Raw genomic sequence first — 25300 nt, 5'->3', positions numbered from 1 at the left:
GGTCTTGTACGTTCTTGCACCCGGCACGAAGTGATCACCCGCGCGGAGCCGGCCCCGGCCTAGGGCCTGTCGTCAAACTCCCGTCTGCCTCGCGACGCCTGGCGACAGGCCCTAGCCCCGGGGACGGGCAGGCCCGGGATCCACCGCGCTGCCCGGCACACCGCCGCGCCCCCGCCGGTAGGCCCCCGGGGGCACTCCCACGATGCGGGTGAAGTGCCGGTTCAGGTGCGGCTGGTCGGTGAAGCCGACGGTGACGGCCGCCTCGGCCGGCGGGATCCCGGCGTCGAGCAGCCGGCGCGCCCGCCGGACCCGGGCGTCGGTCAGCCAGGTGTGCGGGGGCATGCCGTACCGGTCCCGGAAGGCCCGCAGCAGGGCGAAGGGGCTCGTGCCCAGCTCCGCCGCGAGCTGCTCCAGCGACGGGGGCTCCCCCATCCGCTCCTCCAGTACGGCCCGGGCCCGCTCCGCGTCGGCGGCGCCCGCGCGGCCCGCCGTACGGGCGGGCAGCGGCCCGGCGTGCCGGGTCAGCATCCGGGCCACCACCCCGCGCAGCAGGGTGTCGGCGGCCAGCGCGTTGCCGGCCTCGGCGGCCCGGTGGACCTCGGTGATGGCCCGCGAGGCCTGCGGGTCGCCGACCATGTCGGCGGTGAAGCCGGGGGTCCCGCGCAGCGTCCCGATCTCGGTGGCGACCTCGGTGATCAGCGCCCGGGAGGGGTAGAGGGTGGCGTAGGCCCAGCCCTCGGGGACCCCGGCGCGGGCGGTGTGCGGGACCTCGGGGTTGATCAGGACCACGCTGCCGGGCCCGGCGCGCAGGGTGTCTCCCGGCAGGCCGATCTCCTCGACTCCGCCGGTGACGGCCGCGATGACGTACCCGTCGTGGGCGTGGCGCGGGAAGGTGTGGCGTACGTAGTGGGCACGCAGGAGGTCCAGCCCGGGCAGTTCCGCGTACTGCCAGTGCCGCGCCCACTCCCGGCGGCCCTCGTCCGCTCCGGTCCCGGTCCCCATCCCCCCATTCTGCGCCCGGCCCGGCCGGGGTGTTTCCACAGGTCCGGCCGGTTGTCAGTGGGCGGGTGCACGATGGGGGCATGTCCGGTACCGCGCTCGACTCGTTCTCCCCCGCGACCCGTTCCTGGTTCACGGGGGCCTTCGTCTCGCCCACCTCCGCCCAGGAAGGCGCCTGGCGGGCCATCGGGGCGGGCTCGGACGTGCTGGTGGTGGCCCCCACCGGCTCCGGCAAGACCCTGGCGGCCTTCCTCGCCGCCCTCGACCAGCTCGCCTCGGCCCCGCCCCCGGCCGAGCCGAAGAAGCGCTGCCGGGTGCTGTACATCTCGCCCCTGAAGGCCCTGGCGGTGGACGTGGAGCGCAATCTCCGCAGCCCGCTGACCGGCATCCGGCAGGAATCGGTGCGCCTGGGCCTGCCCGAGCCGGAGATCCGGGTCGGGATCCGCTCCGGCGACACCCCGCCGGCCGAGCGGCGCGCGCTGGTGACCCGGCCGCCGGACATCCTGATCACCACGCCCGAGTCGCTGTTCCTGATGCTGACCTCGGCGGCCCGCGAGGCCCTGGCCGGGATCGAGACCGTGATCCTGGACGAGGTGCACGCGGTCGCCGGGACCAAGCGCGGCGCCCATCTCGCGCTGTCCCTGGAGCGCTTGGACGAGCTGCTGCCCCGCCCCGCACGCCGGATCGGACTGTCGGCGACGGTCCGCCCGGTGGAGGAGGTCGCCCGCTACCTCGCTCCGCGCGGCAAGGTGGAGATCGTCCAGCCGCCCTCCACCAAGGAGTTCGACCTGTCGGTGGTCGTCCCGGTCGAGGACATGGGCGAGTTGGGCGGCTCCCCCGCCACCGAGGGCAAGGAGGGCGGCGACAAGCCCTCCATCTGGCCGCACGTGGAGGAGCGGATCGCCGATCTGGTCCAGGCCCACCGCTCCACCATCGTGTTCGCCAACTCCCGCCGCCTCGCCGAGCGCCTGTGCAACCGGCTCAACGAGATCGCGTACGAGCGGGCCACCGGCGGCCCGCTGCCCGAGGGCCCGCCCCCGGCCGAGATCATGGCCCAGTCGGGCGCCGCCCAGGGCGCTCCCCCACTGCTGGCCCGCGCCCACCACGGCTCGGTCTCCAAGGAACAGCGGGCGCTGGTGGAGGAGGACTTGAAGGCCGGCCGACTGCCCGCCGTGGTCGCCACCTCCAGCCTGGAGCTCGGCATCGACATGGGCGCGGTCGACCTCGTCATCCAGGTGGAGTCCCCGCCCTCGGTGGCCTCCGGGCTCCAGCGGGTGGGCCGGGCCGGGCACCAGGTGGGCGCGGTCTCCACCGGAGTCGTCTTCCCCAAGTACCGGGGCGACCTCGTCCAGGCGGCCGTGGTCACCGAGCGGATGCGCACGGGCTCGATCGAGTCCCTGCGGATCCCCTCCAACCCGTTGGACGTCCTCGCCCAGCAGCTCGTCGCGATGACCGCGATGGACACCTGGCAGCTGGACGACCTGCTCGCCCTGGTGCGGCGGGCGGCCCCCTTCGCGGCGCTGCCCGACTCGGCCTTCACGGCGGTACTGGACATGCTGGCCGGCCGGTACCCGTCGGACGCCTTCGCCGAGCTCAGACCTCGCGTCGTGTGGGACCGCGTCGCCGGTACGATCACCGGCCGGCCCGGCGCCCAGCGCCTCGCGGTCACCTCCGGCGGGACCATCCCGGACCGCGGCCTCTTCGGCGTCTTCCTGGCGGGAGCGGACCCGAAGAAGGGCGGCGGCCGGGTCGGCGAGCTCGACGAGGAGATGGTCTACGAGTCCCGCGTCGGCGACGTCTTCACCCTGGGCACCACCTCTTGGCGGATCGTGGACATCACCCGCGACCGCGTCCTGGTCACCCCCGCCCCCGGGGTCCCGGGCCGGCTCCCGTTCTGGAAGGGCGACCAGCTGGGCCGCCCGCTGGAGCTGGGGCGCGCGGTCGGCGCGTTCCTGCGCGAGCTCGGCGGCCTCGACACCGAGGACGCCCGGCTGCGCCTGGTGGCGGCGGGCCTGGACGCCTGGGCCGCGGAGAACGTCCTGTCCTACCTCGCCGAACAGCGCGAGGCCTGCGGCCACGTACCCGACGACCGGACCATCGTCGTCGAGCGGTTCCGCGACGAGCTCGGCGACTGGCGCGTCGTCGTCCACTCCCCCTTCGGCGCCCAGGTGCACGCCCCCTGGGCGCTGGCGCTCGGCGCCCGGCTCTCCGAGCGGTACGGGATGGACGCGCAGGTCATGCACGCCGACGACGGCATCGTGCTCCGCCTCCCGGACGCGGACCTGCTGAACATGGACCTGGACCTGCTGGACCACGACCCGGCGCGCAGCAGCACGGCCCACTCCTTCGACTTCGACGACGACAAGCCCCCGCTGGGCGCGGCGGACGTGGCCTTCGACCACGGCGACGTCCAGCAGATCGTCACCGACCAGGTGGGCGGCTCCGCGCTGTTCGCCTCCCGCTTCCGCGAGTGCGCGGCGCGCGCCCTGCTGCTGCCGCGCCGCAACCCCGGCAAGCGCACCCCCTTGTGGCAGCAGCGCCAGCGCGCCTCGCAACTGCTTCAGGTGGCCTCCGAGTTCGGTTCGTTCCCGATCGTGCTGGAGGCCGTACGGGAATGCCTGCAGGACGTCTTCGACGTGCCCGGCCTGACCGAGCTCATGGGGGACATCGAGGCACGCCGGGTCCGCCTCGTCGAAGTCACGACGCCCGAGCCCTCCCCCTTCGCCCGCTCCCTCCTCTTCGGATACGTCGCCCAGTTCCTCTACGAGGGCGACTCGCCGCTCGCCGAGCGCAGGGCGGCCGCGCTGTCGCTGGACTCCCGGCTGCTGGCCGAGCTGCTCGGCCAAGCCGAGCTCCGCGAGCTGCTCGACGCGGAGGTGCTGACGGAGCTGGAGCGGGAGCTCCAGTGGCTGACCGAGGACCGGCGGGCCAAGGACGCCGAGTCGGTGGCCGACCTGCTGCGCATGCTGGGCCCGCTCACCCCGGCGGAACTGACCACCCGCGGAGCGGAACCGCAGTGGGCTCCGTCCCTCTCCGCCTCCCGCCGGGCGATCCGGGTCCGGATCGGCGGCGAGGACCACTGGGCGGCCATCGAGGACGCGGGCCGGCTGCGCGACGCGCTGGGCACGGCGCTCCCGGTGGGCGTTCCGGAGGCGTTCACCGAGCCGGTGAAGGACCCCCTCGGCGACCTCCTGGCCCGGTACGCCCGCACCCACGGCCCCTTCACCACGGTCACCGCCGCCGCGCGCTTCGGTCTGGGCACGGCCGTGACGGACGGCGCGCTGCACCGGCTCGCGGCGGCCGGGCGGGTGGTCCAGGGCGAGTTCCACCCGGCGGGCATCGGCCAGGAATGGTGCGACGCCACAGTTCTGCGACGGCTGCGGCGTCGCTCCCTCGCCGCCCTGCGCCAGGAGCTGGAGCCGGTCCCTCCCGCCTCCCTCGCCACCTTCCTGCCCCAGTGGCAGCACCTGGGCGGAGCCCTGCGCGGCGTCGACGGCCTGGCCCGCGCGATCGAACAGCTCCAGGGCGCCGCCGTTCCCGCCTCCGCCCTCGAACGCCTGATCCTCCCGTCCCGCGTATCGGACTACTCCCCGACCCTCCTGGACGAGCTGACCACCACCGGCGAAGTGGTCTGGGCGGGCGCGGGGGCCCTGCCGGGCAAGGACGGCTGGATCTCCCTCTACCTCGCCGACGCGGCCCCGCTCCTCCTGCCCCCGCCCCACCCCCTGGGGCTCACGCCGCTCCACGAAGCGGTCCTCTCCGCCCTCTCCGGCGGCTACGGCCTGTTCTTCCGGCAGCTCACAGACCGGGTCCGAGCCCTGCACCCGGACGCCTCCGACGCGGACCTCTCCTCCAGCGTCTGGGACCTGGCGTGGTCGGGCCGCCTGACCAACGACACCCTGGCCCCCCTGCGCTCCCTCCTCGGCTCGGGCCGCACGGCGGGCGCCACCGCCCACCGCGCCCGCCGTACGATCCCCCGCGGCCGATACGGCACCCTCACCACCCCTGCTTCCCGTACGGGCCCGCCCACGGTGTCGGGCCGCTGGTCCCTGCTCCCGGCCCACGCCCCTGACCCGACCCACCGCGCACACGCCCTGGCCCGCACCCTGCTGGACCGCCACGGGGTGGTGACCCGGGGCGCGGTGGCCGCGGAAGGCGTGGAGGGCGGGTTCAGCGCGGTCTACCGGGTCCTGTCCGCCGTCGAGGACAGCGGCCAGGCCCGCAGGGGGTACGTGGTCGAAGGCCTGGGCGCGGCCCAGTTCGCCATGGACGGCGCGGTCGACCGCCTCCGCGCCGCCGAGCGGACCCCGCCCCCGCTGGCCGCGGTGGTCCTGGCGGCCGCCGACCCCGCAAACGCGTACGGCGCGGCCCTGCCCTGGCCGGACCCCCCGACCGGCGCCACCCACAAGCCGGGCCGCAAGGCGGGCTCCCTGGTGGTCCTGGTCGACGGCGAACTCACCCTCTACCTGGAGCGCGGCGGCAAAACCCTCCTGGCCTGGCCCGACCCGGACGACCCCCGCCTCACAGCCGCGCTGACGGCCCTCACCACGGCCTCCCGCAAGGGCACCCTCCCCACCCTCACCCTGGAACGCATCAACGCCACCCCGTCCCTCACCTCCCCCTACGCCCCACCCATAGAAGCCACCGGCTTCCACGCCACCCCCCAAGGCCTCCGCCTCCGCCACTAACCCGCAGCCGAAAGGGGGGCCCGGGGCGCAGCCCCGAGGGAACGAGGCCCGGGGCAAAGCCCGGGAACGAGGCCCAGGGCTGCGCCCCGGGGAACGGAGGAAGGGCGGGGCGGGGAGCAAGCACCGCGCAGCGGCGGCACCCCCGGCCCTACCCCACCAGCCCGACTCCGCAGGAGAATGAGGGCATGCCCGAAGGAGACAACGTCTACCGCACCGCGGCCCAGCTCCGCGAAGCCCTCGCGGGCAAGGAACTCACCCGCTCCGACCTCCGCGTCCCCCGCTTCGCCACCGCAGACCTCACCGGCTTCACCGCCCTCGAGGTACTCCCCCGCGGCAAGCACCTCCTCATCCGCCTCGGCCGGCCAACGGCGCCCGACACCGAGGCAGAAGCCGGCACCGGACCACGAACCACCCCCCACCCCCGCCTCACCCTCCACACCCACCTCCGCATGGACGGCGCCTGGCGCATCCTCCCCACCACGACGGCGACAGCCACCCCCGGCCCCGCCCACGAAATCCGCGTCATCCTCGGCACCGCCACCCACACCGCCGTCGGCTACCGCCTCCACGACGTCGAACTGCTCCGCACCGCCGACGAGCACCGCACGGTCGGCCACCTCGGCCCCGACCTCCTCGGTCCCGACTGGAACGAGGAGGTCGCCGCCGCGAACCTCCTCGCCACCCCCGCCCGCCCCCTCGGAGAGGCCCTCCTCGACCAGCGCAACCTGGCCGGCATCGGCAACATCTACAAGGCCGAGCTCTGCTTCCTCGCCCAGGTCACCCCCTGGACTCCGGTGGGCGATCTGCCGACCAGCACGCTGCCCCGCCTCGCCGCCGCCGCACACCGGCTCCTCGACGCGAACAAGGCCCGCCGCCGCAACACCACCGGCAGCCGCCGCCCCGGCCAGGACCTGTTCGTCTACGGTCGCGCCCACCGCCCCTGCCTGCGCTGCGGCAGCCCCGTCCGCGAGGCCCCCCAGGACGGCCGCCCCACCTACTGGTGTCCCCGATGCCAATCCGGCCCGACGCCTTAGTTGACGCACCGTCAGATCCGGTCGTACCGTCCCCGCATGCCTACACCCAGCGCGTACGAACTCACCGGCCGGACCGCCCTGATCACCGGCGCCGCCAGCGGCATCGGCCGGGCGACCGCCGTGCTCCTCGCCGAGGCCGGAGCCGCCGTGCACTGCGCGGACCGCGACGCCCAGGGCCTCGAGGAGACCGTCGAACTGATCGCCAAGGCCGGCGGCCGGGCCACCGCCCACCCCCTCGACGTGACCGACCGCGTCGCGATCAGGACGGCGATCGCACAGGCCGGCCCGCTCGACATCACCGCTGCGATCGCCGGGATCATGCACAGCAGCAGCGTCCTGGAGACGTCCGACGAGGACCTCGACCGGGTCCTGGACATCAACTTCAAGGGGGTCCTGCGCACCTGCCAGGAGGCGGCCCGCGCCATGATCGCGGCCGGCCGACCCGGTTCGATCATCACCATGGCCTCCGGCGCCGTGGACGCCGCCCAGCCCGGCCTGCTCTGCTACAGCGCCTCGAAGGCCGCCGTCGTCCAGCTGACCAAGACCCTCGCCACCGAGGCCGGCCCGCACGGCATCCGCGTCAACGCCGTCGCACCCGGCTGGATCCGCACCCCGATGACCGGCCGGCACAGCCCCGAGGTCCAGGAGCAGACCGAGGCGATGATGACGCGGATGTCCCCGCTGCGCCGCGTGGGCGTGCCCGAGGACATAGCCCAGGCAGTGCTCTACCTCGCCTCGGACGCCTCGTCCTTCATGACGGGCCAGATCCTTCGCCCGAACGGTGGAGTCGCCATGCCCTGGTAACGAACCACCCGGCCCAAACCACCCGGCAGCACCACCCAGCCCAAAGCACCCGGCGCCCAACCACCCGATCACCACCGCAGGGCACCGGAAAACCCGCCACCCGATTACCCGGACCCCGGCTCCCCGCCCCCCGGCGGCACCGCCCCCGGCTCCCCGACCGCCACCGACCCGGCGGCAGCCCACTCCCCACCGTCGCCCGCGACGCCGCCACCACCCCCGGCCCCGCCACCACGCACGCCGCACGCCGCCCCACGGCGGCGACGGCCACCCACCGGACCCGGCACACAGTGCACCGGCAGCAGCCCCAGCCCCCACCCCCCGACGGCGACCGCACCCTCCACCAGCCCGGCCTCGGCCGGCGCCAGCACGAGCCGCAGCACGGCCCACCACCACAGGACGCCCACCGACAGCGCGAGGGCAAGACCCACGGGTATACCCAGCAACCGCCGCACGGCCACCTCCAGGGGCCGGAGACCCGAACGGGCCCATCCTCCCGCACCCCGCCCGCACCCGCACCCCCTCACGCCGGGACCGGAACGCCATCCGCGCCGCCTCCGGAAACCACTCCCACCCCGGGAACGGCAAGGAGCCCCGGCCGGCACCCAGCGGGCACCGGCCGGGGCTCCGGCCACACTCATACGCTCAGCACGCACGCACACACACTCACGCGCACAGGCAGACGCTCACGCACACATCACGCGGCTACAACATTCACCGCTGCTTCCACGGGCGCCTTGATGGTCACCCGTTCCGGGCCACCCGTGACCGAGGCCACGGATACCGAATTGAGCATCGGGCGGACCGGTGCGGACACCGGTTCGCTCGCCGCGGCGGACTGGGCCAGCTCGGCGAGCGAAAGCTCGTCGCTGACTTCCCGCATCAGCTCTGACATCCGTACGTCAAGCGCGTCGCAGATCGCGGAGAGCAGCTCGGAAGATGCCTCCTTCTGCCCCCGCTCCACCTCGGAGAGATAGCCGAGCGAAACTCGGGCGGACGAGGAGACTTCGCGCAGAGTACGGCCCTGGCGCTGGCGCTGCCGACGCAGCACGTCACCCAGCAGGCGACGGAGCAGAATCATCGGTGGCTCCCTCCTCTGACCGTGTAGCCGTAACCTTCACGCCCCACCGTACCGCCTCGCGCGGCGGCCGTGCGGGGAGCGATGTCGTGTTCACTCAGGGCTGCAAACATCAAATCCCCCCGTCCTGTTCCGTATCCTGCCCCCGCAGATTCTCGCGGAGTTCGCTCGCGAGCAGCTCGAGCACTGTCCGTGCACTCTCCCTACGGATTTCCGCGCGGGAGCCTTTCAACCGCAGCCGGGCCGTTTTCCTGACCCCGGGACCCGCCACGGCGACGAAAACAGTGCCCACCGGCTGCCCGTCCTGCGGGTCGGGACCGGCCACTCCGGTGGTCGCGATGCCCCAGGAGGCGCCGAGCACGCGCCGCACTCCGGCCGCCATCTCCTCCGCGACCTGCGGGTTCACCGCGCCTTCGGCTTCGAGCAGCCCGGCGTCCACGCCCAGCACCTGATGCTTGAGCTCGGTCGCGTACGCCGTGACGGACCCGCGGAATGACTTGGAGGCGCCCGGGACGGCCGTGAGCTCCGCGGCCACCATGCCGCCGGTCAGCGACTCCGCCACCGCAACCGTACCGTTACTCTCCGCGAGGAGTCGCAACACATCGGCCGCGACCGCCGCACCGTCCCCAGCAGTCCCAGGGGCGTTCCGCACCGGTTCGCCAACCACAGGAGAACCACCCGCCTCTTGCGCCACTGCGTCATCCCCCGCCAGGTTCACCGCGCGGCACGCTCCGCGGCGAGCCCCTTGCGCCGGAGCACGACGGCCTGCCGGATGTAGTCCAAACCGGTGACGACGGTCAGGACGACGGCGGCCGCCATCACCCAGAACCGCAGCGTCGCCAGCGGCCCGGTCAGTGCGAGCACGTACATGCCCACCGCCACGCCCTGGGTCAGGGTCTTCAGCTTCCCGCCCCGGCTCGCCGGAATCACTCCGTATCTGATGACCCAGAAACGCATGAGCGTGATCCCGAGTTCCCGGCCGAGGATCACCCCGGTGACCCACCAGGGCAGATCGCCGAGCCAGGACAGACACACCAATGCCGACCCCATGATCGCCTTGTCGGCGATGGGGTCGGCGATCTTGCCGAAGTCCGTGACCAGGTTGTACGTACGGGCCAGATGCCCGTCGAAGATGTCGGTGATCATGGCGACGGCGAACGCCGCCCAGGCCAGCGCCCGCCAGACGGGGTCGTATCCCCCGTCGGCGAGCAGCAGCATCACGAATCCCGGCACCAGGACCAGCCGGATCATCGTCAGGATGTTGGCGATGTTCCACAGGCTGGCCTGATTGACCGCCGCGGCGCCCAGCTTCGCGCCGGGCGCGGGCCGGCGGCCGGTCCCGCCCGCCGCAGATGCCGGGGCTCCGGTCATCCGGCCGCCTCCTCAAGATCCATGCCCAGGGGCTCCGCCACCAGGTCCACACCCAGGGTGCCGACCACCTTCGCGGTGACGATACGCCCCGGGACCAGGCCCGCGCCGTCCGTGAAGACGACCTGGCCGTCGGTCTCGGGGGCCTGGTGGGCGGCACGCCCGTAGGCTCCCTCGCCGTCCTCCGCCTCGTCGATCGGGACGACCGTCTCGACGAGCACCTCGAGGGTCTCCCCGATCCGCTCCTCCGCGCGCTGCGAGGTGAGCTCCTCGGCGAGGCGCTGCATGTGGGCGAGGCGCTCGGCGATGGTGTCGGCGTCCAGCTTGTTCTCGTACGTGACGGCCTCGGTGCCGTCCTCGTCGGAGTAGCCGAAGACGCCGATGGCGTCGAGCCGCGCGCTGGTGAGGAAGCGCTCCAGCTCGGCGAAGTCCGACTCCTTCTCGCCGGGGAATCCGACGATGAAGTTGGACCGGACGCCGGCCGTCGGGGCCTTGGAACGGATGGTGTCCAGCAGTTCCAGGAACCGGTCGGTGTCACCGAAGCGGCGCATGGCGCGCAGCACGTCGGGGGCCGAGTGCTGGAAGGAGAGGTCGAAGTACGGGACGACCTTGGGGGTCGAGGTGAGCACGTCGATCAGGCCGGGCCGCATCTCGGCGGGCTGGAGGTAGCTGACGCGGACGCGCTCGATGCCGTCCACCTCGGCCAGCTCGGGCAGCAGGGTCTCCAGCAGGCGGATGTCGCCCAGGTCCTTGCCGTACGAGGTGTTGTTCTCGGAGACCAGCATGATCTCCTTGACGCCCTGCTCGGCGAGCCAGCGCGTCTCGCCCAGCACGTCGCTGGGGCGGCGGGAGATGAAGGAGCCGCGGAAGGACGGGATGGCGCAGAACGAGCAGCGCCGGTCGCAGCCGGAGGCGAGCTTGACCGAGGCGACCGGGCTCTTGTCCAGGCGGCGGCGCAGCGGCGCACGCGGACCGGAGGCGGGCGCGACGCCCTCCGGAAGGTCCGCGGGTGCGGCTGTGTCCTCGGGGGCCTGCGCGTGACCCGGCAGGGCCACGTCGGCGCCCTGGCGCTGGGCCGGGCTGATCGGCAGCAGCTTGCGCCGGTCGCGCGGGGTGTGGGAGGCGTGGATGCCGCCGTTCAGAATGGTCTGGAGGCGGTCGGAGATGTCGGCGTAGTCGTCGAAGCCGAGCACGCCGTCGGCCTCGGGGAGCGCTTCGGCAAGTTCCTTGCCGTAGCGCTCGGCCATACAGCCGACGGCTACGACGGCCTGCGTGCGGCCGTGATCCTTGAGATCATTGGCCTCCAGCAGGGCGTCTACGGAGTCCTTCTTGGCGGCTTCGACGAAGCCGCAGGTGTTGACGACGGCTACGTCCGCATCGGCGGCGTCCTCGACGAGCTCCCAGCCATCCGCCGCCAAGCGGCCTGCGAGCTCCTCCGAGTCCACCTCGTTACGGGCGCAGCCAAGAGTGACAAGGGCGACGGTACGGCGTTCGGGCATGGACTCAAGACTACTTCGTCCCGGCACCGGCCCCCGCCTCCCGTCCCGGACGACAAGATCCCCGGGGTGCGGCGCGGCACCCCGGGGATCCGGAACGTTTTATTCCCTGCTGGTCAGCCCGCCTGGGCCTGGCCCTGACGCGGGTCGTCCTTGGTGTATGTGAGACGTTCCACCTGTCCGGGCTGGAACTCGTCCTTGATCTCCTTGCCGTTCACGAAGAGCGTCACGACCCCGGCATCGCCGAGCACCAGGTCGATGGACTCCTTGTCCGTGAACGTCTTCGACTGACCCTCTTCGAGGGTGCCGTCGAAGAGGAGCCGGCCACTGTGATCCTTGGCCGAGATCCAGCTCTCGCCGCCGTTGGCCGTCAGGACGACCGTGACGAGGTCCTTGGGCGCGGCGGCGATGGCGCTGTCCGAGGGCTCCGGCTTGGGGGCCGTGGGCGCCGGCGGCGCCTGGACCGAGGGCTTGGAGGCGTTCGGGGTGGGTGCGGGCTTCGGCGCGGCGGAACCTTGCGCCACCGGCCGCTTGGTCTTCTCGTCGGCGCCGCCGAAGGCCGTGAAGCCGACGAAGCCGATCACGGCGACGATGGCGGCGACCATGGCGGCGGTCCAGTTGGGCCGCTGCCGTTCGGGGCGGATCCGCTCGGCTTCGAACATCGGCGCGGCGGGGGTGGGTGCCGGCCGGCCGCCGTGGGCCGCGTCGTAGCTGTCGATCAGGGGTTCCGGATCGAGTCGTACGGCACGGGCGAGCGTACGGATGTGGCCGCGGGCATAGACATCGCCGCCGCAGCGCGTGAAATCGTCGGATTCGATCGCGTGCACGATGGGAATGCGCACGCGAGTGGTGGAACTGACCTCGTCGACAGTCAGCCCGGCGGCGATCCGGGCCTTCTTGAGGGCCGTCCCGATCGACGGCTCTTCGACGGAACGTTCGACGAGGCGGTCCTCGGACCGGTCGTCGGTCGAAGGCCGTTCATCTTCGGGGGAGTTGGCGTTGCCGATGGACACGAGGGCGCCTTTCGAGCGTGTAGCCACCTGCTGGAAGTCCAGTCTAGGGGGGTGACGAAAGGGTGGAGCAACCGGAGGGGCACCTCCCTACGCCATACGAATGGCCAAGGGGCTCCCGCCCGGTGCGGCGACCCGGAACAGACCGCCACCTCCCTCAACTAGACACGCGACCGGGGGAAACGGTTGCCCCCGATCCTTTGCCCATTACTCGGGAGTCTCCCCCCGGATCACCGCGAGCACGCCGTCCAGCTCGTCGGCCTTCAGCAGCACGTCGCGCGCCTTCGACCCCTCGCTCGGTCCGACGATCCCCCGCGACTCCATCAGGTCCATCAGCCGCCCGGCCTTCGCGAACCCGACCCGCAGCTTGCGCTGGAGCATCGAGGTGGACCCGAACTGCGTGGAGACGACCAGCTCGGCCGCCTGGCACAGCAGGTCCAGGTCGTCGCCGATCTCCTCGTCGATCTCCTTCTTCTGCTTCTGCCCGACGGTGACGTCGTTGCGGAAGACGGGCGCCATCTGGTCCTTGCAGTGCTGCACGATCCCGGCGATCTCGTCCTCGGTGACGAAGGCCCCCTGGAGCCGCACGGGCTTGTTCGCGCCCATCGGCAGGAACAGGCCGTCGCCCTTGCCGATGAGCTTCTCCGCGCCCGGCTGGTCCAGGATGACCCGGCTGTCGGCGAGCGAGGAGGTGGCGAAGGCGAGCCGCGAGGGCACGTTCGCCTTGATCAGACCGGTCACCACGTCCACCGAGGGCCGCTGGGTCGCGAGCACCAGGTGGATGCCGGCCGCACGGGCCAGCTGGGTGATGCGGACGATCGAGTCCTCCACGTCGCGCGGAGCCACCATCATCAGGTCGGCGAGCTCGTCGACGATCACCAGCAGGTACGGGTACGGGCTCAGCTCCCGCTCGCTGCCCGGCGGCAGTTTGATCTTGCCGTCGCGGATCGCCTTGTTGAAGTCGTCGATGTGCCGGTATCCGAAGGCCGCCAGGTCGTCGTAGCGCAGGTCCATCTCGCGCACGACCCACTGGAGGGCCTCGGCGGCCCGCTTGGGGTTGGTGATGATCGGCGTGATCAGGTGCGGGATGCCCTCGTACGCCGTCAGCTCCACCCGCTTGGGGTCCACGAGCACCATCCGGACGTCCTCCGGGGTCGCCCGCACCATCACCGAGGTGATCAGGCAGTTGATGCAGGAGGACTTACCGGAACCGGTGGCTCCGGCGACCAGTACGTGCGGCATCTTCGCCAGGTTGGCCATGACGTAGCCGCCCTCGACGTCCTTTCCGAGCGCCACCAGCATCGGGTGGTCGTCCTCGGCGGCGTCCGCCAGCCGCAGCACGTCCCCCAGGTTGACCATCTCGCGGTCGGTGTTCGGGATCTCGATGCCGACCGCCGACTTGCCCGGGATCGGGCTGATGATGCGCACGTCGGGCGAGGCCACGGCGTAGGCGATGTTCTTCGCCAGCGCCGTGATCCGCTCGACCTTCACCGCCGGGCCCAGCTCCACCTCGTAGCGGGTCACCGTCGGCCCCCGGGTGAAACCGGTGACCTTCGCGTCGACCTTGAACTCCATGAACACGTTCGTCAGCGAGGCCACGACCGCGTCGTTCGCGGCGCTACGGGTCTTGCCCGGCCCGCCCTTCTCCAGCAGGTCCAGCGAGGGCAGGGAGTACGTGATGTCCCCGCGCAGCTGGAGCTGCTCGGCGCGGGGCGGCAGCGCCTGGGTCTCGGGCGGGGCCTTGGTCAGGTCGGGAACGGACAGCGTCCCGGAGGCCGCCGCCGTGGTGGCGTGCGGCGGAGCCGCGGCCCCGGCGGGCTTCTCCTCGCGGACGGGCTGCTCGTCGCGGGCGGGCCCCTCCTCCCGGGCCGCCGGGACCGGAGCGGTGATCTCCGTGCCCCCGCGCTCCACCGAGATGCCCTGGGTGAGGTCGGCGACCAGCGGGGAGGGCGGCATCCCGCCGTAGACCACCCCGTCCAGCGCTGCGGCGGCCGCCGCGGCCACGTCGACGGCGTCCATCCCGCGGTCCATGGCCGGCCGGCCCGCGGCCCGCCGGGGGCGCCGCCGCCGGGCGAGCGCCTCCTCCTCGGCGGCCTCCGCCGGGTCTCCCGGCCCGGCAGCCCCGGAGCGTGCCCGCCACTGCTCGGCATCGTGCCGGTCCGCGGCGGCCGAGGCCGCGCCCGCGGAGTCCCCCTGCTCCGCGTACTCGGCGTACTCGGCGTCGTGTTCGTTCGGTGCGATGACCCCGAGGCGGATCCCCGCGCTCCGCAGCCGCTGCGGGATCGCGTTGACGGGAGTGGCGGTGACCACCAGCAGCCCGAAGACGGTGAGCAGCACCAGCATCGGCACCGCCAGCGGCGCGCCCATCGTGAAGATCAGCGGCTTCGAGGCGCCCCAGCCGATCAGCCCGCCGGCGTTCTGCATGGCCGTGGTGCCCTCGTCGCGCCCGGGGGCTCCGCAGGCGATGTGCACGAGCCCCAGGACTCCGATGACCAGCGCGGAGAGCCCGATGCCGATGCGGCCGTTGGCGTCGGCCTGTTCGGGATGGCGGATGAAACGTACCGCCATGACGCCGAGCAGGACCGGCACGAGCAGGTCGAGCCGCCCGAAGGCGCCGGTCACCAGCATGGTCACCAGATCCCCGACGGGCCCACTCAGGTTCGACCAGGTCCCGGCGGCGACGATCAGCGCGAGCGCGAGCAGCAGCAGGGCGAGGCCGTCCTTGCGGTGGGCCGGGTCGAGGTTCTTCGCTCCCTGGCCGATGCCGCGGAAGATGGCGCCGACCGCGTGCGCGATGCCGAGCCAGAAGGCGCGCAGCAGCCGCAGCACTCCCCCGGTGGGGGACGGCGCGGGCTTGGGCGCGACCTTCTTGACGGCGGCGCGCTTGGCGGCGGGCGCCGCCTTCTTGGCGGGCGGCTTGCGGGCTGGGGCAGCTTTCTTCGCCGGCGCCGTCGTACGGCCGGTGCGGCCCTTCGCGGTGCCCGCCGTGCTCTGGGAACCCTTACCGGACGTACTTGAGGCCATGCGCCCGAGGTTACCGGTGCGCGCGCCGGTGGACACGCGTGCCCACCGCTTCACCCGTTCGTGTCGTTCCGAGTCCCGGACGGGAGGCACCCGCACCCTCCGCCCGTACCGGCGGCCCGCCATGACGCCCCGCCAGCCCTGACGGACCGCCAAGCGGGCCCGCACACCGGGCCACGCGAGGTCTTCGCGGAGCTCAGCCCTGGGCGGGCAGTACGGGAGCCCCGCCGCCGGTCCCCGGCTCCAGCGCGTCGAGCGCCCGCCGCAGTCCGGTGAGCTTGCGCTCCAGATGGGCCGCGGTGGCCACCACCGAGGGATCGGCCGCCTCTTCGCCGAGCTGCTTGGTCAGCGCCTCCGCCTGCTCCTCGACCGCGGCGAGCCGTGCGGAGAGCTCGGCCAGCAGGCCGGCCGTCTCCTTGGAGCCGTCCACCGCGCCGTTGGAGGAGCTGCCGCCTTCCAGCTGGAGCCTCAGCAGCGCCGCCTGCTCGCGCAGTTGGCAGTTCTTCGTATACAGCTCGACGAACACCGACACCTTGGCCCGCAGCACCCACGGGTCGAAGGGCTTGGAGATGTAGTCCACCGCGCCCGCCGCGTACCCGCGGAAGGTGTGGTGCGGACCGTGGTTGATCGCCGTGAGGAAGATGATCGGGATGTCCCGGGTCCGCTCACGCCGCTTGATGTGTGCGGCCGTCTCGAACCCGTCCATGCCCGGCATCTGCACGTCGAGCAGGATGACCGCGAAGTCGTCCGTCAGCAGCGCCTTGAGCGCTTCCTCCCCCGACGACGCCCGGACCAGTGTCTGATCGAGCGCGGAGAGAATGGCCTCCAGCGCCAGCAGATTCTCCGGCCGGTCGTCGACCAGGAGGATCTTGGCCTTCTGCACCATGCCCTGTCCTCCTCGCCCCGGCATGGGGCCTCCCCGGCTCCTGGCTCCGGCCTGTGCGCCGGGCCCCGCCCCAGAAGACGGCATCCTTGCGCCGTCCGTCCTTGTGCCGGTCATCGTAGCCCCAGTCCCGAGATCGCCACACCCTGTCACCAAGATGTCACAGCGCACGAAGCGGAAACGTGGTGGAAGGGCAGAAGGTTCCCTCGGGAGTTCCCCTCCGCCCGCCCGGTCACGCCCCGGCCCCGCGCATGTGCCCTTCCATGACCGACAGTAGGTAGTCGGGTTCGACCGGCTTGGTCACGTAGTCCGAGGCGCCGGACTCGATCGCCTTCTCCCGGTCCCCCTTCATGGCCTTCGCCGTCAGCGCGATGATCGGCAGCCCCTCGAACTGGGGCATCCGCCGGATCGCCGAGGTCGTCGCGTACCCGTCCATCTCCGGCATCATGATGTCCATCAGCACGAGCGCCACGTCGTCGTGCTGCTCCAGGACCTCGATGCCCTCCCGGCCGTTCTCCGCGTACAGCACTGCCAGCCCGTGCTGCTCCAACACGCTGGTCAGCGCGAAGACGTTGCGCACGTCGTCGTCCACGATCAGCACCCGCTCGCCGTGGAAGTCGTACGTCCGCGGCGCCTGGGGCAGCGGCTCCTCTACGGCCCACGCGTCCGCGTCGCCCTGTCCGGGCACCTCCGCCCGCAGCGGCGGCTCGGCCATCGCCTTGCGGCGCCGCCGGAACAGCGCCGACGACCCGTGCGCGACCGGTTCCCCGGCCCGCGGCAGTGACATCGGCCCCACGGGCGCTACGGGGCCCTGCGCCACCGGCGCCGCCGGCAGCTCGGGCCGCGCCTCCTCGGCGGCCGGGCGGCGGTACAGCTCCCCGCGCGCCCCGCCTGGCGTCGGCGGCGCGTACCCCTGCGGGGGCAGCTCGCTCGGATGCAGCGGCAGGTACAGCGTGAAGGTCGACCCGCGCCCGGGCTCGCTCGCCGCGTGGATCTCCCCGCCCAGCAGCCGGGCGATCTCCCGGCTGATGGACAGCCCGAGACCGGTGCCGCCGTACTTGCGGCTGGTGGTCCCGTCGGCCTGCTTGAACGCCTCGAAGATCACCAGCATCTTGCTCGCGGCGATCCCGATCCCGGTGTCGGTCACCGAGAAGGCGATCAGGTCGGCGTCGGCCTCCCGCAGCGAACCGGCCTCCAGGAGCTGCTCGCGGATCGCGATGGGCACATCGGCCCCGGCGGGCCGGATCACCAGCTCCACCGCCCCGGTGTCGGTGAACTTCACCGCGTTCGACAGCAGGTTGCGCAGCACCTGGAGCAGCCGCTGCTCGTCGGTGTGCAGGGTCGCCGGGAGCTCCGGGGAGACCCGTACCGAGAAGTCGAGCCCCTTCTCGGCGGTCAGCGGCCGGAAGGTGGCCTCCACGTAGTCGACGAGCTGGACCAGCGCGATCCGGGTCGGGGAGACGTCCATCTTCCCGGCCTCGACCTTCGACAGGTCGAGGATGTCGTTGATCAGCTGGAGCAGGTCGGAGCCGGCGCCGTGGATGGTCTCGGCGAACTCGACCTGCTTGGGCGAGAGGTTCTCGTCCGCGTTGTCGGCGAGCAACTTGGCCAGGATCAGCAGGGAGTTGAGCGGGGTCCGCAGCTCGTGGGACATGTTCGCCAGGAACTCGCTCTTGTACCGCATCGAGACCGCGAGCTGCTCGGCACGCTCCTCCAGGACCTGCCGGGCCTCCTCGATCTCGGTGTTCTTCACCTCGATGTCCCGGTTCTGCTGGGCCAGCAGCTCGGCCTTCTCCTCCAGCTCGGCGTTGGCGGCCTGGAGGGCCTTCTGCCGGTTCTCCAGCTCGTCGGAGCGCTCGCGCAGCTGCTCCGTCATCTCCTGCGACTGCTTGAGCAGCATCTCCGTCTTCGAGTTGACGGAGATGGTGTTGACGCTCGTACCGATCATCTCGGCGATCTGGCTGAGGAAGTCCTTCTGGATCTGCGTGAAGGGCTGGAAGGAGGCCAGCTCGATGACGCCGAGCACCTTCCCCTCGAAGAGCACCGGCAGCACGATCACGTGCGCGGGCGGGGCCTCGCCGAGCCCGGAGGAGATCTTCAGGTAGCCGGGCGGGGTGTTCTCGATGAGCACCATCCGCTTCTCCTCGGCCACCATCCCGATCAGTCCCTCCCCCGGCCGGAAGGAGATGGGCATCTGGCCGCCGGCGTACGCGTAACTCCCGCGCATCCGCAGCTCGTACGAACCCTCCGCGCCCCCGTCCGTCCCGATCTCGGTGGTCCCGCCGGCCGGCAGCGCCAGGAAGAACGCGCCGTGCTGCGCGGAAACCACCGGGGTCAGCTCGCTCATGATCAGCGAGGCCACGTCGTCCAGCTCGCGGCGGCCCTGCATCAGGGCGGAGATGCGGGCGAGGTTGCCCTTGAGCCAGTCCTGCTCCTTGTTGGCCAAGGTGGTGTCGCGCAGGTTGACGATCATCGTGTTGATGTTGTCCTGCAGGACCTGGATCTCGCCCGCCGCGTCCACGTCGACCTTCAGGCTCAGGTCCCCGCGGGTCACCGCGGTGGCCACGGCGGCGATCGCGCGCACCTGCCGGGTCAGGTTCCCGGCCATCTCGTTCACGGACTCGGTCAGGTCCCGCCAGGTGCCGTCGACGTCCCGGACCCGGGCCTGGCCGCCGAGGATGCCCTCGGTACCCACCTCGCGGGCGACGCGGGTCACCTGGTCGGCGAAGGAGGACAGCTGGTCGACCATCGTGTTGATCGTGGTCTTGAGCTCCAGGATCTCCCCGCGGGCGTCGATGTCGATCTTCTTGGTCATATCGCCCTTGGCGATGGCGGTCGTGACCATGGCGATCTGCCGCACCTGGCCGGTGAGGTTGGAGGCCATGAAGTTCACCGAGTCGGTGAGGTCCTTCCACGTCCCGGAGACCCCCGGCACGTGCGCCTGGCCGCCCAGGCGGCCCTCCGTACCCACCTCACGGGCCACGCGCGTGACCTCGTCGGCGAAGGAGGACAGGGTCTTGACCATGGTGTTCACGGTGTCGGCGAGCTGCGCGACCTCGCCACGGGCCTCGACGGTGACCTTCTTCGTCAGATCGCCGTTGGCCACCGCCGAGGAAACCTGCGAGATGTTGCGCACCTGCGAAGTGAGGTTGTTGGCCATCAGGTTGACGTTGTCGGTCAGGTCCTTCCAGATGCCCGTCACCCCGCGCACCCGGGCCTGACCGCCGAGGATGCCCTCGGAGCCCACCTCGCGGGCCACCCGGGTCACCTGCTCCGCGAACGAGGACAGCTGGTCGACCATCGTGTTCACGGTGGTGACGAGCTCCAGGATCTCGCCCTTGGCATCGACGGTGATCTTCTTGGAGAGGTCGCCCGTGGCGACCGCCGTGGTCACCTCGGCGATGTTGCGCACCTGCGAGGTCAGGTTGTTCGCCATGAAGTTGACGGACTGGGTGAGGTCCTTCCAGGTGCCGGAGACGCCCTTCACCTCGGCCTGGCCGCCCAGGATGCCCTCGGTGCCCACCTCGCGGGCGACCCGGGTCACTTGCTCCGCGAAGTTCGAGAGCTGGTCGACCATCGTGTTGAGGGTGTTCTTCAGCTCCAGGATCTCGCCGCGCGCGTCCACGTCGATCTTCTGCGACAGGTCACCACGGGCCACCGCGGTCGCGACCTGCGCGATGTTGCGCACCTGGGACGTCAGGTTCCCGGCCATGCCGTTCACCGAATCGGTCAGATCGCGCCACACACCGGCCACGCCCGGCACCTGCGCCTGGCCGCCGAGCCGCCCGTCCGTACCCACCTCGCGGGCGACCCTGGTGACCTGCTCGGCGAAGGCCGAGAGCTGGTCGACCATGGTGTTGATGGTGTTCTTGAGTTCCAGGATCTCGCCGCGCGCGTCCACGTCGATCTTCTGGGAGAGGTCGCCGCGGGCCACGGCCGTGGTCACCTGGGCGATCTGGCGCACCTGCGAGGTCAGGTTCCCGGCCATGAAGTTGACGGAGTCGGTGAGTTCCTTCCAGGTGCCGGACACCCCCTCGACCCGTGCCTGGCCGCCGAGCCGGCCCTCCGTGCCCACGTCCCGCGCCATCCGCGTGACCTGGTCGGCGAAGGAGGACAGCTGGTCCACCATCGTGTTCACGGTGTTCTTCAGCTGGAGCATCTCGCCGGAGACGTCGACCGTGACCTTCTGCGACAGGTCGCCGTTGGCCACCGCCGTCGTCACCTGGGCGATGTTGCGGACCTGCCCGGTGAGGTTGCGGAAGGCGGTGTTCACCGAGTCGGTGAGGTCCTTCCACGTCCCGGCCGCGCCCGGCACCTGCGCCTGCCCGCCCAGTTCGCCCTCGACGCCGACCTCACGGGCCACCCGCGTCACTTCGGCACCGAAGGACTGGAGCTGGTCCACCATCGTGTTGACGGTGTTCTTCAGCTCCAGCATCTCGCCGGCCACGTTCACGGTGACCTTCTGCGACAGGTCGCCGTTGGCCACCGCCGTCGTCACCTGGGCGATGTCGCGCACCTGCGTGGTGAGGTTGCGGAAGACCGTGTTCACCGAGTCGGTGAGGTCCTTCCACGTCCCGGCCGCGCCCGGCACCTGCGCCTGCCCACCGAGCAGGCCCTTCGCCCCGACCTCGCTGGCCACGCGCGTGACCTCGTCCGCGAAGGTCCGTAGCGTCTCGGTCATCTGGTTGATCGTTTCGGCCAGCTGCGCGACCTCGCCGCGCGCGCTGACCCGGACCTTCTGCGACAGGTCGCCGTTGGCCACGGCCGTGGTCACCTGCGCGATGCCGCGCACCTGGGCCGTCAGGTTGCCCGCCATCGTATTGACGGAGTCGGTCAGGTCCTTCCACACGCCCGCGACCCCGGGCACCTTCGCCTGGCCGCCGAGCTCCCCCTCGGTACCCACTTCGCGGGCCACGCGGGTCACCTCGGAGGAGAACGAGGACAGCTGGTCCACCATCGTGTTCACGGTGTTCTTCAGCTGCAGCATCTCGCCGGCCACGTGCACCGTGACCTTGCGCGACAGATCGCCCTTGGCCACCGCTGTCGTCACGAGAGCGATGTCACGCACCTGGGCGGTGAGCCGGTACGCCATCGTGTTGACGGAGTCGGTCAGATCCTTCCAGGATCCGGACATTCCGCGCACTTGCGCCTGGCCGCCGAGCTTGCCCTCGGTACCGACCTCCAGCGCCACCCGCGTCACCTCGTCGGTGAACGCGGAGAGCTGGTCGACCAGGTTGTTGACCGTCCGCCCGACCTTCAGGAACTCCCCGCGCAGCGGGTGCCCGGCACCCTCCGCGGCCTGGGTCCGCAGGTCCATGCGCTGGTCGAGATCACCCTCGGCGACCGCCGACAGCACCCGGCCCACCTCGGACACCGGCCGGGCCAGATCGTCCACCAGCTGGTTCGAGGCGTCGATCGCGGCCGCCCAGGAGCCCTCGCAGGCACCCGTTTCCAGCCGTTCGCTGAGCTTGCCCTCCCGGCCCACCATCCGCCGCACCCGGGACAGCTCCCCGGTCAGGTGGAGATTGCGGTCGGCGACCTCGTTGTAGACGGCGGCGATCTCCGCCATCACCCCGTCGCCGGACACCGTCAGGCGCTTGCGGAAGTTCCCGTCCCGCATCGACACCAGAGCCGTGAGCAGCCTGTTCAGGGCCGCGGTATCGACTTCCGTCGTCACGCCCCGCCGGGAGCGCCCTCCCTTCGGGCGCGTTCCCGTACGCCGCACCGCCGCGCCAGCCTCCACCGTGTCCCTCCCGAAGGGGTCGACCACTGTTCCACCGGGCATCTTGTTCATCAGACTGCGTCCACTTACGCCGTGCCCATTTCCTACCTGACTCCAAGCCTGCCCAGTGTTTCACCCCAGCCGAACCCGGCCATAACACTCGGGCACCATCGCACACCGGCCGCACCCTGTGGGTGGATTCCCCTACGACGGCACCATGGCGACCGTGAAGGTAAGTAACCTGGCATCCGTTGTCCACCGCGTCGAAGGAGACTTGTGATCACGGCACGGGCGGCTGCCAGTTTCGATCCACAGGGGCGTTCAGTCGCTGCTGCCCGCGCATTCGTCCGCGACACCCTCCAGGGCTGGGGATTCTCGGACATCGTCGACGACGCGGTGGTCCTCACGAGCGAGCTCGTCACCAACGCCGTGGTCCACGCCGGCACCCGCGCCGAGGTCCTGTGCCTGCGCACCGAGGACGGCGTACGGGTCGAGGTGGCCGACCGCTACCCGGAGCGCGAGCTCCCGCTCCAGCACCCCGGCGAGCGCCCCTATGCGGACCCCGACCGCGAGAACGGCCGCGGGCTCATGCTCTGCGCCGCCCTCGCCACCCGCTGGGGCGTCGAGTACACGGCCACGCACAAGCACGTGTGGTTCCGTCTCGACATGCCGGACCGTCCGGTCGGTACCCGCTCCGCGGGACCCGTCGTCCCCGACCAGCTCCTGCCCCTGGCCGACAGCCGGGTCCGCGTCGCCGTCCTCCAGATCGACTCCGCCGGCACCGTCTCCGCCTGGAACGAGGACGCCGAGATCATCTTCGGCCACCTCGCCTCGAAGGCGGTCGGCCGCCCGCTCGCCGAGCTCGCCGCCTGGCCCCAGACCCCCGGCACCGGTACCGGCATCGCCGAGGCCCTGCGCCTGTCCCGCTGGGAGGGCAGCTACGGCATCCGCGGCGCCGACGGCCGCGTCATCCCGATCTACGCCTCCCACCTGCGGGTCCGCGATGCCCACGGCGAGCCCTCCATCGTCTGCCTGCTCGTGCACGACGACGAGCGGGCCCTGCTGCAGAGCCCCGTACGGGTCCCCATGGACGGCGGCCAGCTGACCGAGTCCCGCCCCACGGACCCCTTCGAGATCTTCATCGGCTCCCCCGCCCCCGACGACCTCGACGGCCTCCTCCAGCGCACCGTGGAACGCGCCCGCGACCTCCTCGACGCCGACTCCGCCTTCCTCCTCCTCGCCACCGACGACGAGACCGAGCTCGAGGTCCGCGCCACCACCGGTCTGCCCTCCACCCGCCAGCGCTTCGCCCGCGTCCCCGTCGAAGCCGGCACCAACCGGTACGGCAGCGCCCGCATGCCCGCCGTACACGAGGACCTCATCGTCGTCCCCGGCGCGGTACCCCTCCTGGAAGCCACCGGCATGCGCTCCGCCATCACCGTCCCCCTCAAGGTCGAGGGCCGCCTCACCGGCTCCCTCGGCGTCGCCGCCGAGATCCCCGGCCGCTACTCCAACGACGACGCCCTGCGCCTGCAGTTCGCCGCGGACCGCATCGCCCTCGCCGTGGAATCGGCCCGACTCGGCGAGCTCGAACGACTGCGCCGCGGCTCCCTCTCCTTCCTCGTCGAGGCCTCCGACCTGCTCGCCGGCACCCTGGACCGGGACCAGACCCTGGCCCTCATGGCCCAGATGACCGTCCCCACCCTCGCCACCTGGTGCGCCGTCTACACCATCGCCGACCAGTCCTCCGACCCGTTCCTCTCCTACGTCCTGCACGAGGACGAGGACCGCATCGACGGCCTCAAGGCCCTGCTCTCCCAGGTCAGCCCGCCCGAGCCGGTCCGCGAGTCCGGCGCCCGCCCCTGGCCGGAAACCTCGATCGCGGTCGGCGGCGAGACCGTGGTCCTCCCGCTCCTCGCCCGCAACCGCGTGATCGGCATGCTGACCCTCGGCAAACCCTCCGAGGAGCACTTCCGGCAGGAGATCCTCGAACTCGCCGAGGACCTCTCCCGCCGCGCCGCCCTCGCCCTGGACAACGCCCGCCTGTACTCCGAGCGCACCGCCATCAGCCGCTCGCTCCAGCGCAGCCTCCTGCCGCCCGGCTCCCCTACCATCCCCGGCATCGAGGTCGAGGTCATCTACCGCGCCGCCGGCGAGGGCAACGAGGTGGGCGGCGACTTCTACGACGTGTTCCCGATCCGCCCCGGCGTCTACGGGTTCGCCATCGGCGACGTCTGCGGTACGGGCCCGGAGGCAGCCGCCGTCACCGGCCTGGCCCGCCACGCCCTGCGCCTCCTGGCCCGCGAGGGCCTCGGCGGCCCGGCCGTCCTGGAGCGCCTCAACGCGGCGATCCTCGACGAGGGCGACCGCAGCCGCTTCCTCACCCTCCTCTACGGCGAGCTGCACCCCCAGCCCGACGGCGGCGCCCACATGAAGGTCGTCTGCGCGGGCCACCCCCTGCCGCTGCGCCTGCGCCCGAACGGCGAGGTGACCCCCGCCGCCGACCCGCAGCCCCTCCTCGGCGTCCTCGAGGACCTGGACCTCTACGAGCAGACCCTCACCCTGGACCCGGGCGACGTCCTCCTCTGCGTCACGGACGGCGTCACCGAACGCCGCGAGGGCACCCGCATGCTCGGCGACGACGGCCTCACCGAGGTCCTCACCACCTGTACGGGCCTCACCGCCGGCGCCGTCGCCTCCCGCGTCCTGCGCGCGGTGGAACGCTTCGCCGCCGAACCTGCCTCCGACGACATGGCCATCCTGGCCTTCCGCATCCCGCGGCAGCGCGACGGCGACTGAGCACCGTCGCGCCACACCACTTACCGACGGGGCCCCGCGACCAGGATCATGAAGGACGGGGCTGCCATTTCCCCGGGCGTACTGCTCCTGGCCGTATCGACGGCCGTGTCGCGCCCGGTGGCGGACCTGGGGGGAGAGGGAGACGGGGACGGGGAGGCGCCGTCGGCAGCCAGGGCCGTCTTGAAGCTGTGGGCGAGGTGTCGGATCCGTTCGGTACTCATGAGCGGTCCTCCCGTGGATCGAGGGGCTTGGAACTCCTGCTGATCCCATTGCGCCCCGAACCCCGCCCGTGGTCACGGCCCGAAGATTCGGGGCTTGACGAAGGGGCCCGGATCCCCTCACGCACGCGAAGGGCACCCGTCAGTGGGCTAGACCCCGGAAACGCAAAAAGGCCCCCGCCA

14 protein-coding genes are annotated in these 25300 nt (G+C 71.9%); 4 read left to right on the top strand and 10 right to left on the bottom strand.

Annotated elements, in window-relative coordinates; translation table 11 throughout:
• Positions 1-111: 111 nt before the first annotated feature.
• Positions 112-1002 (bottom strand): AraC family transcriptional regulator, encoded by an 891-nt coding sequence (locus AC3IYI_RS29380; protein WP_489406507.1) that lies wholly within the window; start codon positions 1000-1002, stop codon positions 112-114.
• Positions 1003-1082: 80 nt separating this feature from the next.
• Between AC3IYI_RS29380 and AC3IYI_RS29375 the strand changes: the two genes are divergently transcribed.
• The 3 genes from AC3IYI_RS29375 to AC3IYI_RS29365 all read left to right on the top strand — a co-directional run bounded on the left by AC3IYI_RS29375 (position 1083) and on the right by AC3IYI_RS29365 (position 7525).
• Positions 1083-5687, top strand: a complete 4605-nt coding sequence (locus tag AC3IYI_RS29375; RefSeq protein WP_489406506.1) for an ATP-dependent helicase — start codon at positions 1083-1085, stop codon at positions 5685-5687.
• Positions 5688-5872: 185 nt separating this feature from the next.
• Complete coding sequence (locus tag AC3IYI_RS29370; RefSeq protein WP_489406505.1) at positions 5873-6721, top strand: DNA-formamidopyrimidine glycosylase family protein; 849 nt, start codon at positions 5873-5875, stop codon at positions 6719-6721.
• Positions 6722-6757: 36 nt separating this feature from the next.
• Positions 6758-7525: an SDR family NAD(P)-dependent oxidoreductase gene (locus tag AC3IYI_RS29365; protein ID WP_489406504.1), complete on the top strand. Its 768-nt coding sequence runs from the start codon at positions 6758-6760 to the stop codon at positions 7523-7525.
• 104 nt (positions 7526-7629) lie between these two features.
• Here the strand turns inward: AC3IYI_RS29365 and AC3IYI_RS29360 are convergent, their stop codons facing one another.
• The 9 genes from AC3IYI_RS29360 to AC3IYI_RS29320 form a co-directional block, all read right to left on the bottom strand.
• The gene (locus AC3IYI_RS29360; protein ID WP_489406503.1) at positions 7630-7953 is read right to left on the bottom strand and encodes a hypothetical protein; all 324 of its coding nucleotides are present in this window, start codon (positions 7951-7953) and stop codon (positions 7630-7632) included.
• Positions 7954-8219: 266 nt separating this feature from the next.
• Positions 8220-8603, bottom strand: a complete 384-nt coding sequence (locus tag AC3IYI_RS29355; protein ID WP_243331868.1) for a helix-turn-helix domain-containing protein — start codon at positions 8601-8603, stop codon at positions 8220-8222.
• 109 nt (positions 8604-8712) lie between these two features.
• Positions 8713-9252 carry a CinA family protein gene (locus AC3IYI_RS29350; protein ID WP_489411718.1) on the bottom strand — a complete coding sequence of 180 codons (540 nt, stop codon included), beginning with the start codon at positions 9250-9252 and terminating at the stop codon, positions 8713-8715.
• A 62-nt stretch (positions 9253-9314) separates the two neighbouring features.
• Positions 9315-9971, bottom strand: coding sequence for a CDP-diacylglycerol--glycerol-3-phosphate 3-phosphatidyltransferase (gene pgsA, locus AC3IYI_RS29345; RefSeq protein ID WP_266881436.1), 657 nt, complete (start codon positions 9969-9971; stop codon positions 9315-9317).
• Positions 9968-11467 (bottom strand): 30S ribosomal protein S12 methylthiotransferase RimO, encoded by a 1500-nt coding sequence (rimO, locus tag AC3IYI_RS29340; protein ID WP_489406502.1) that lies wholly within the window; start codon positions 11465-11467, stop codon positions 9968-9970. Before rimO ends, pgsA begins: the two co-directional genes overlap by 4 nt.
• Before the next feature lie 113 nt (positions 11468-11580).
• Positions 11581-12477 (bottom strand): helix-turn-helix domain-containing protein, encoded by an 897-nt coding sequence (locus AC3IYI_RS29335; RefSeq protein WP_489406501.1) that lies wholly within the window; start codon positions 12475-12477, stop codon positions 11581-11583.
• 204 nt (positions 12478-12681) lie between these two features.
• Positions 12682-15498 (bottom strand): FtsK/SpoIIIE family DNA translocase, encoded by a 2817-nt coding sequence (locus AC3IYI_RS29330; protein WP_489406500.1) that lies wholly within the window; start codon positions 15496-15498, stop codon positions 12682-12684.
• 193 nt (positions 15499-15691) lie between these two features.
• Positions 15692-16381 carry a response regulator gene (locus AC3IYI_RS29325; protein WP_243331880.1) on the bottom strand — a complete coding sequence of 230 codons (690 nt, stop codon included), beginning with the start codon at positions 16379-16381 and terminating at the stop codon, positions 15692-15694.
• A 229-nt stretch (positions 16382-16610) separates the two neighbouring features.
• The gene (locus AC3IYI_RS29320; RefSeq protein ID WP_489406499.1) at positions 16611-22163 is read right to left on the bottom strand and encodes a HAMP domain-containing protein; all 5553 of its coding nucleotides are present in this window, start codon (positions 22161-22163) and stop codon (positions 16611-16613) included.
• A 213-nt stretch (positions 22164-22376) separates the two neighbouring features.
• Between AC3IYI_RS29320 and AC3IYI_RS29315 the strand changes: the two genes are divergently transcribed.
• The gene (locus AC3IYI_RS29315) at positions 22377-24899 is read left to right on the top strand and encodes a SpoIIE family protein phosphatase (RefSeq protein ID WP_489406498.1); all 2523 of its coding nucleotides are present in this window, start codon (positions 22377-22379) and stop codon (positions 24897-24899) included.
• The last annotated feature ends 401 nt before the right edge of the window (positions 24900-25300 follow it).

The organism is Streptomyces sp. GL_148 (assembly GCF_057834205.1).
This window is presented reverse-complemented; position numbering and strand designations above follow the sequence as displayed.

Bases quoted from the DNA above. Each gene is read 5' to 3' on its own strand.
- AC3IYI_RS29375 (WP_489406506.1), top strand. From the start codon at position 1,083: ATGTCCGGTACCGCGCTCGACTCGTTCTCCCCCGCGACCCGTTCCTGG.
- AC3IYI_RS29320 (WP_489406499.1), bottom strand. From the start codon at position 22,163: ATGCCCGGTGGAACAGTGGTCGACCCCTTCGGGAGGGACACGGTGGAG.
- AC3IYI_RS29355 (WP_243331868.1), bottom strand. From the start codon at position 8,603: ATGATTCTGCTCCGTCGCCTGCTGGGTGACGTGCTGCGTCGGCAGCGC.
- AC3IYI_RS29370 (WP_489406505.1), top strand. From the start codon at position 5,873: ATGCCCGAAGGAGACAACGTCTACCGCACCGCGGCCCAGCTCCGCGAA.
- AC3IYI_RS29325 (WP_243331880.1), bottom strand. From the start codon at position 16,381: ATGGTGCAGAAGGCCAAGATCCTCCTGGTCGACGACCGGCCGGAGAAT.
- rimO (WP_489406502.1), bottom strand. From the start codon at position 11,467: ATGCCCGAACGCCGTACCGTCGCCCTTGTCACTCTTGGCTGCGCCCGT.
- AC3IYI_RS29330 (WP_489406500.1), bottom strand. From the start codon at position 15,498: ATGGCCTCAAGTACGTCCGGTAAGGGTTCCCAGAGCACGGCGGGCACC.
- AC3IYI_RS29365 (WP_489406504.1), top strand. From the start codon at position 6,758: ATGCCTACACCCAGCGCGTACGAACTCACCGGCCGGACCGCCCTGATC.
- AC3IYI_RS29380 (WP_489406507.1), bottom strand. From the start codon at position 1,002: ATGGGGACCGGGACCGGAGCGGACGAGGGCCGCCGGGAGTGGGCGCGG.
- pgsA (WP_266881436.1), bottom strand. From the start codon at position 9,971: ATGACCGGAGCCCCGGCATCTGCGGCGGGCGGGACCGGCCGCCGGCCC.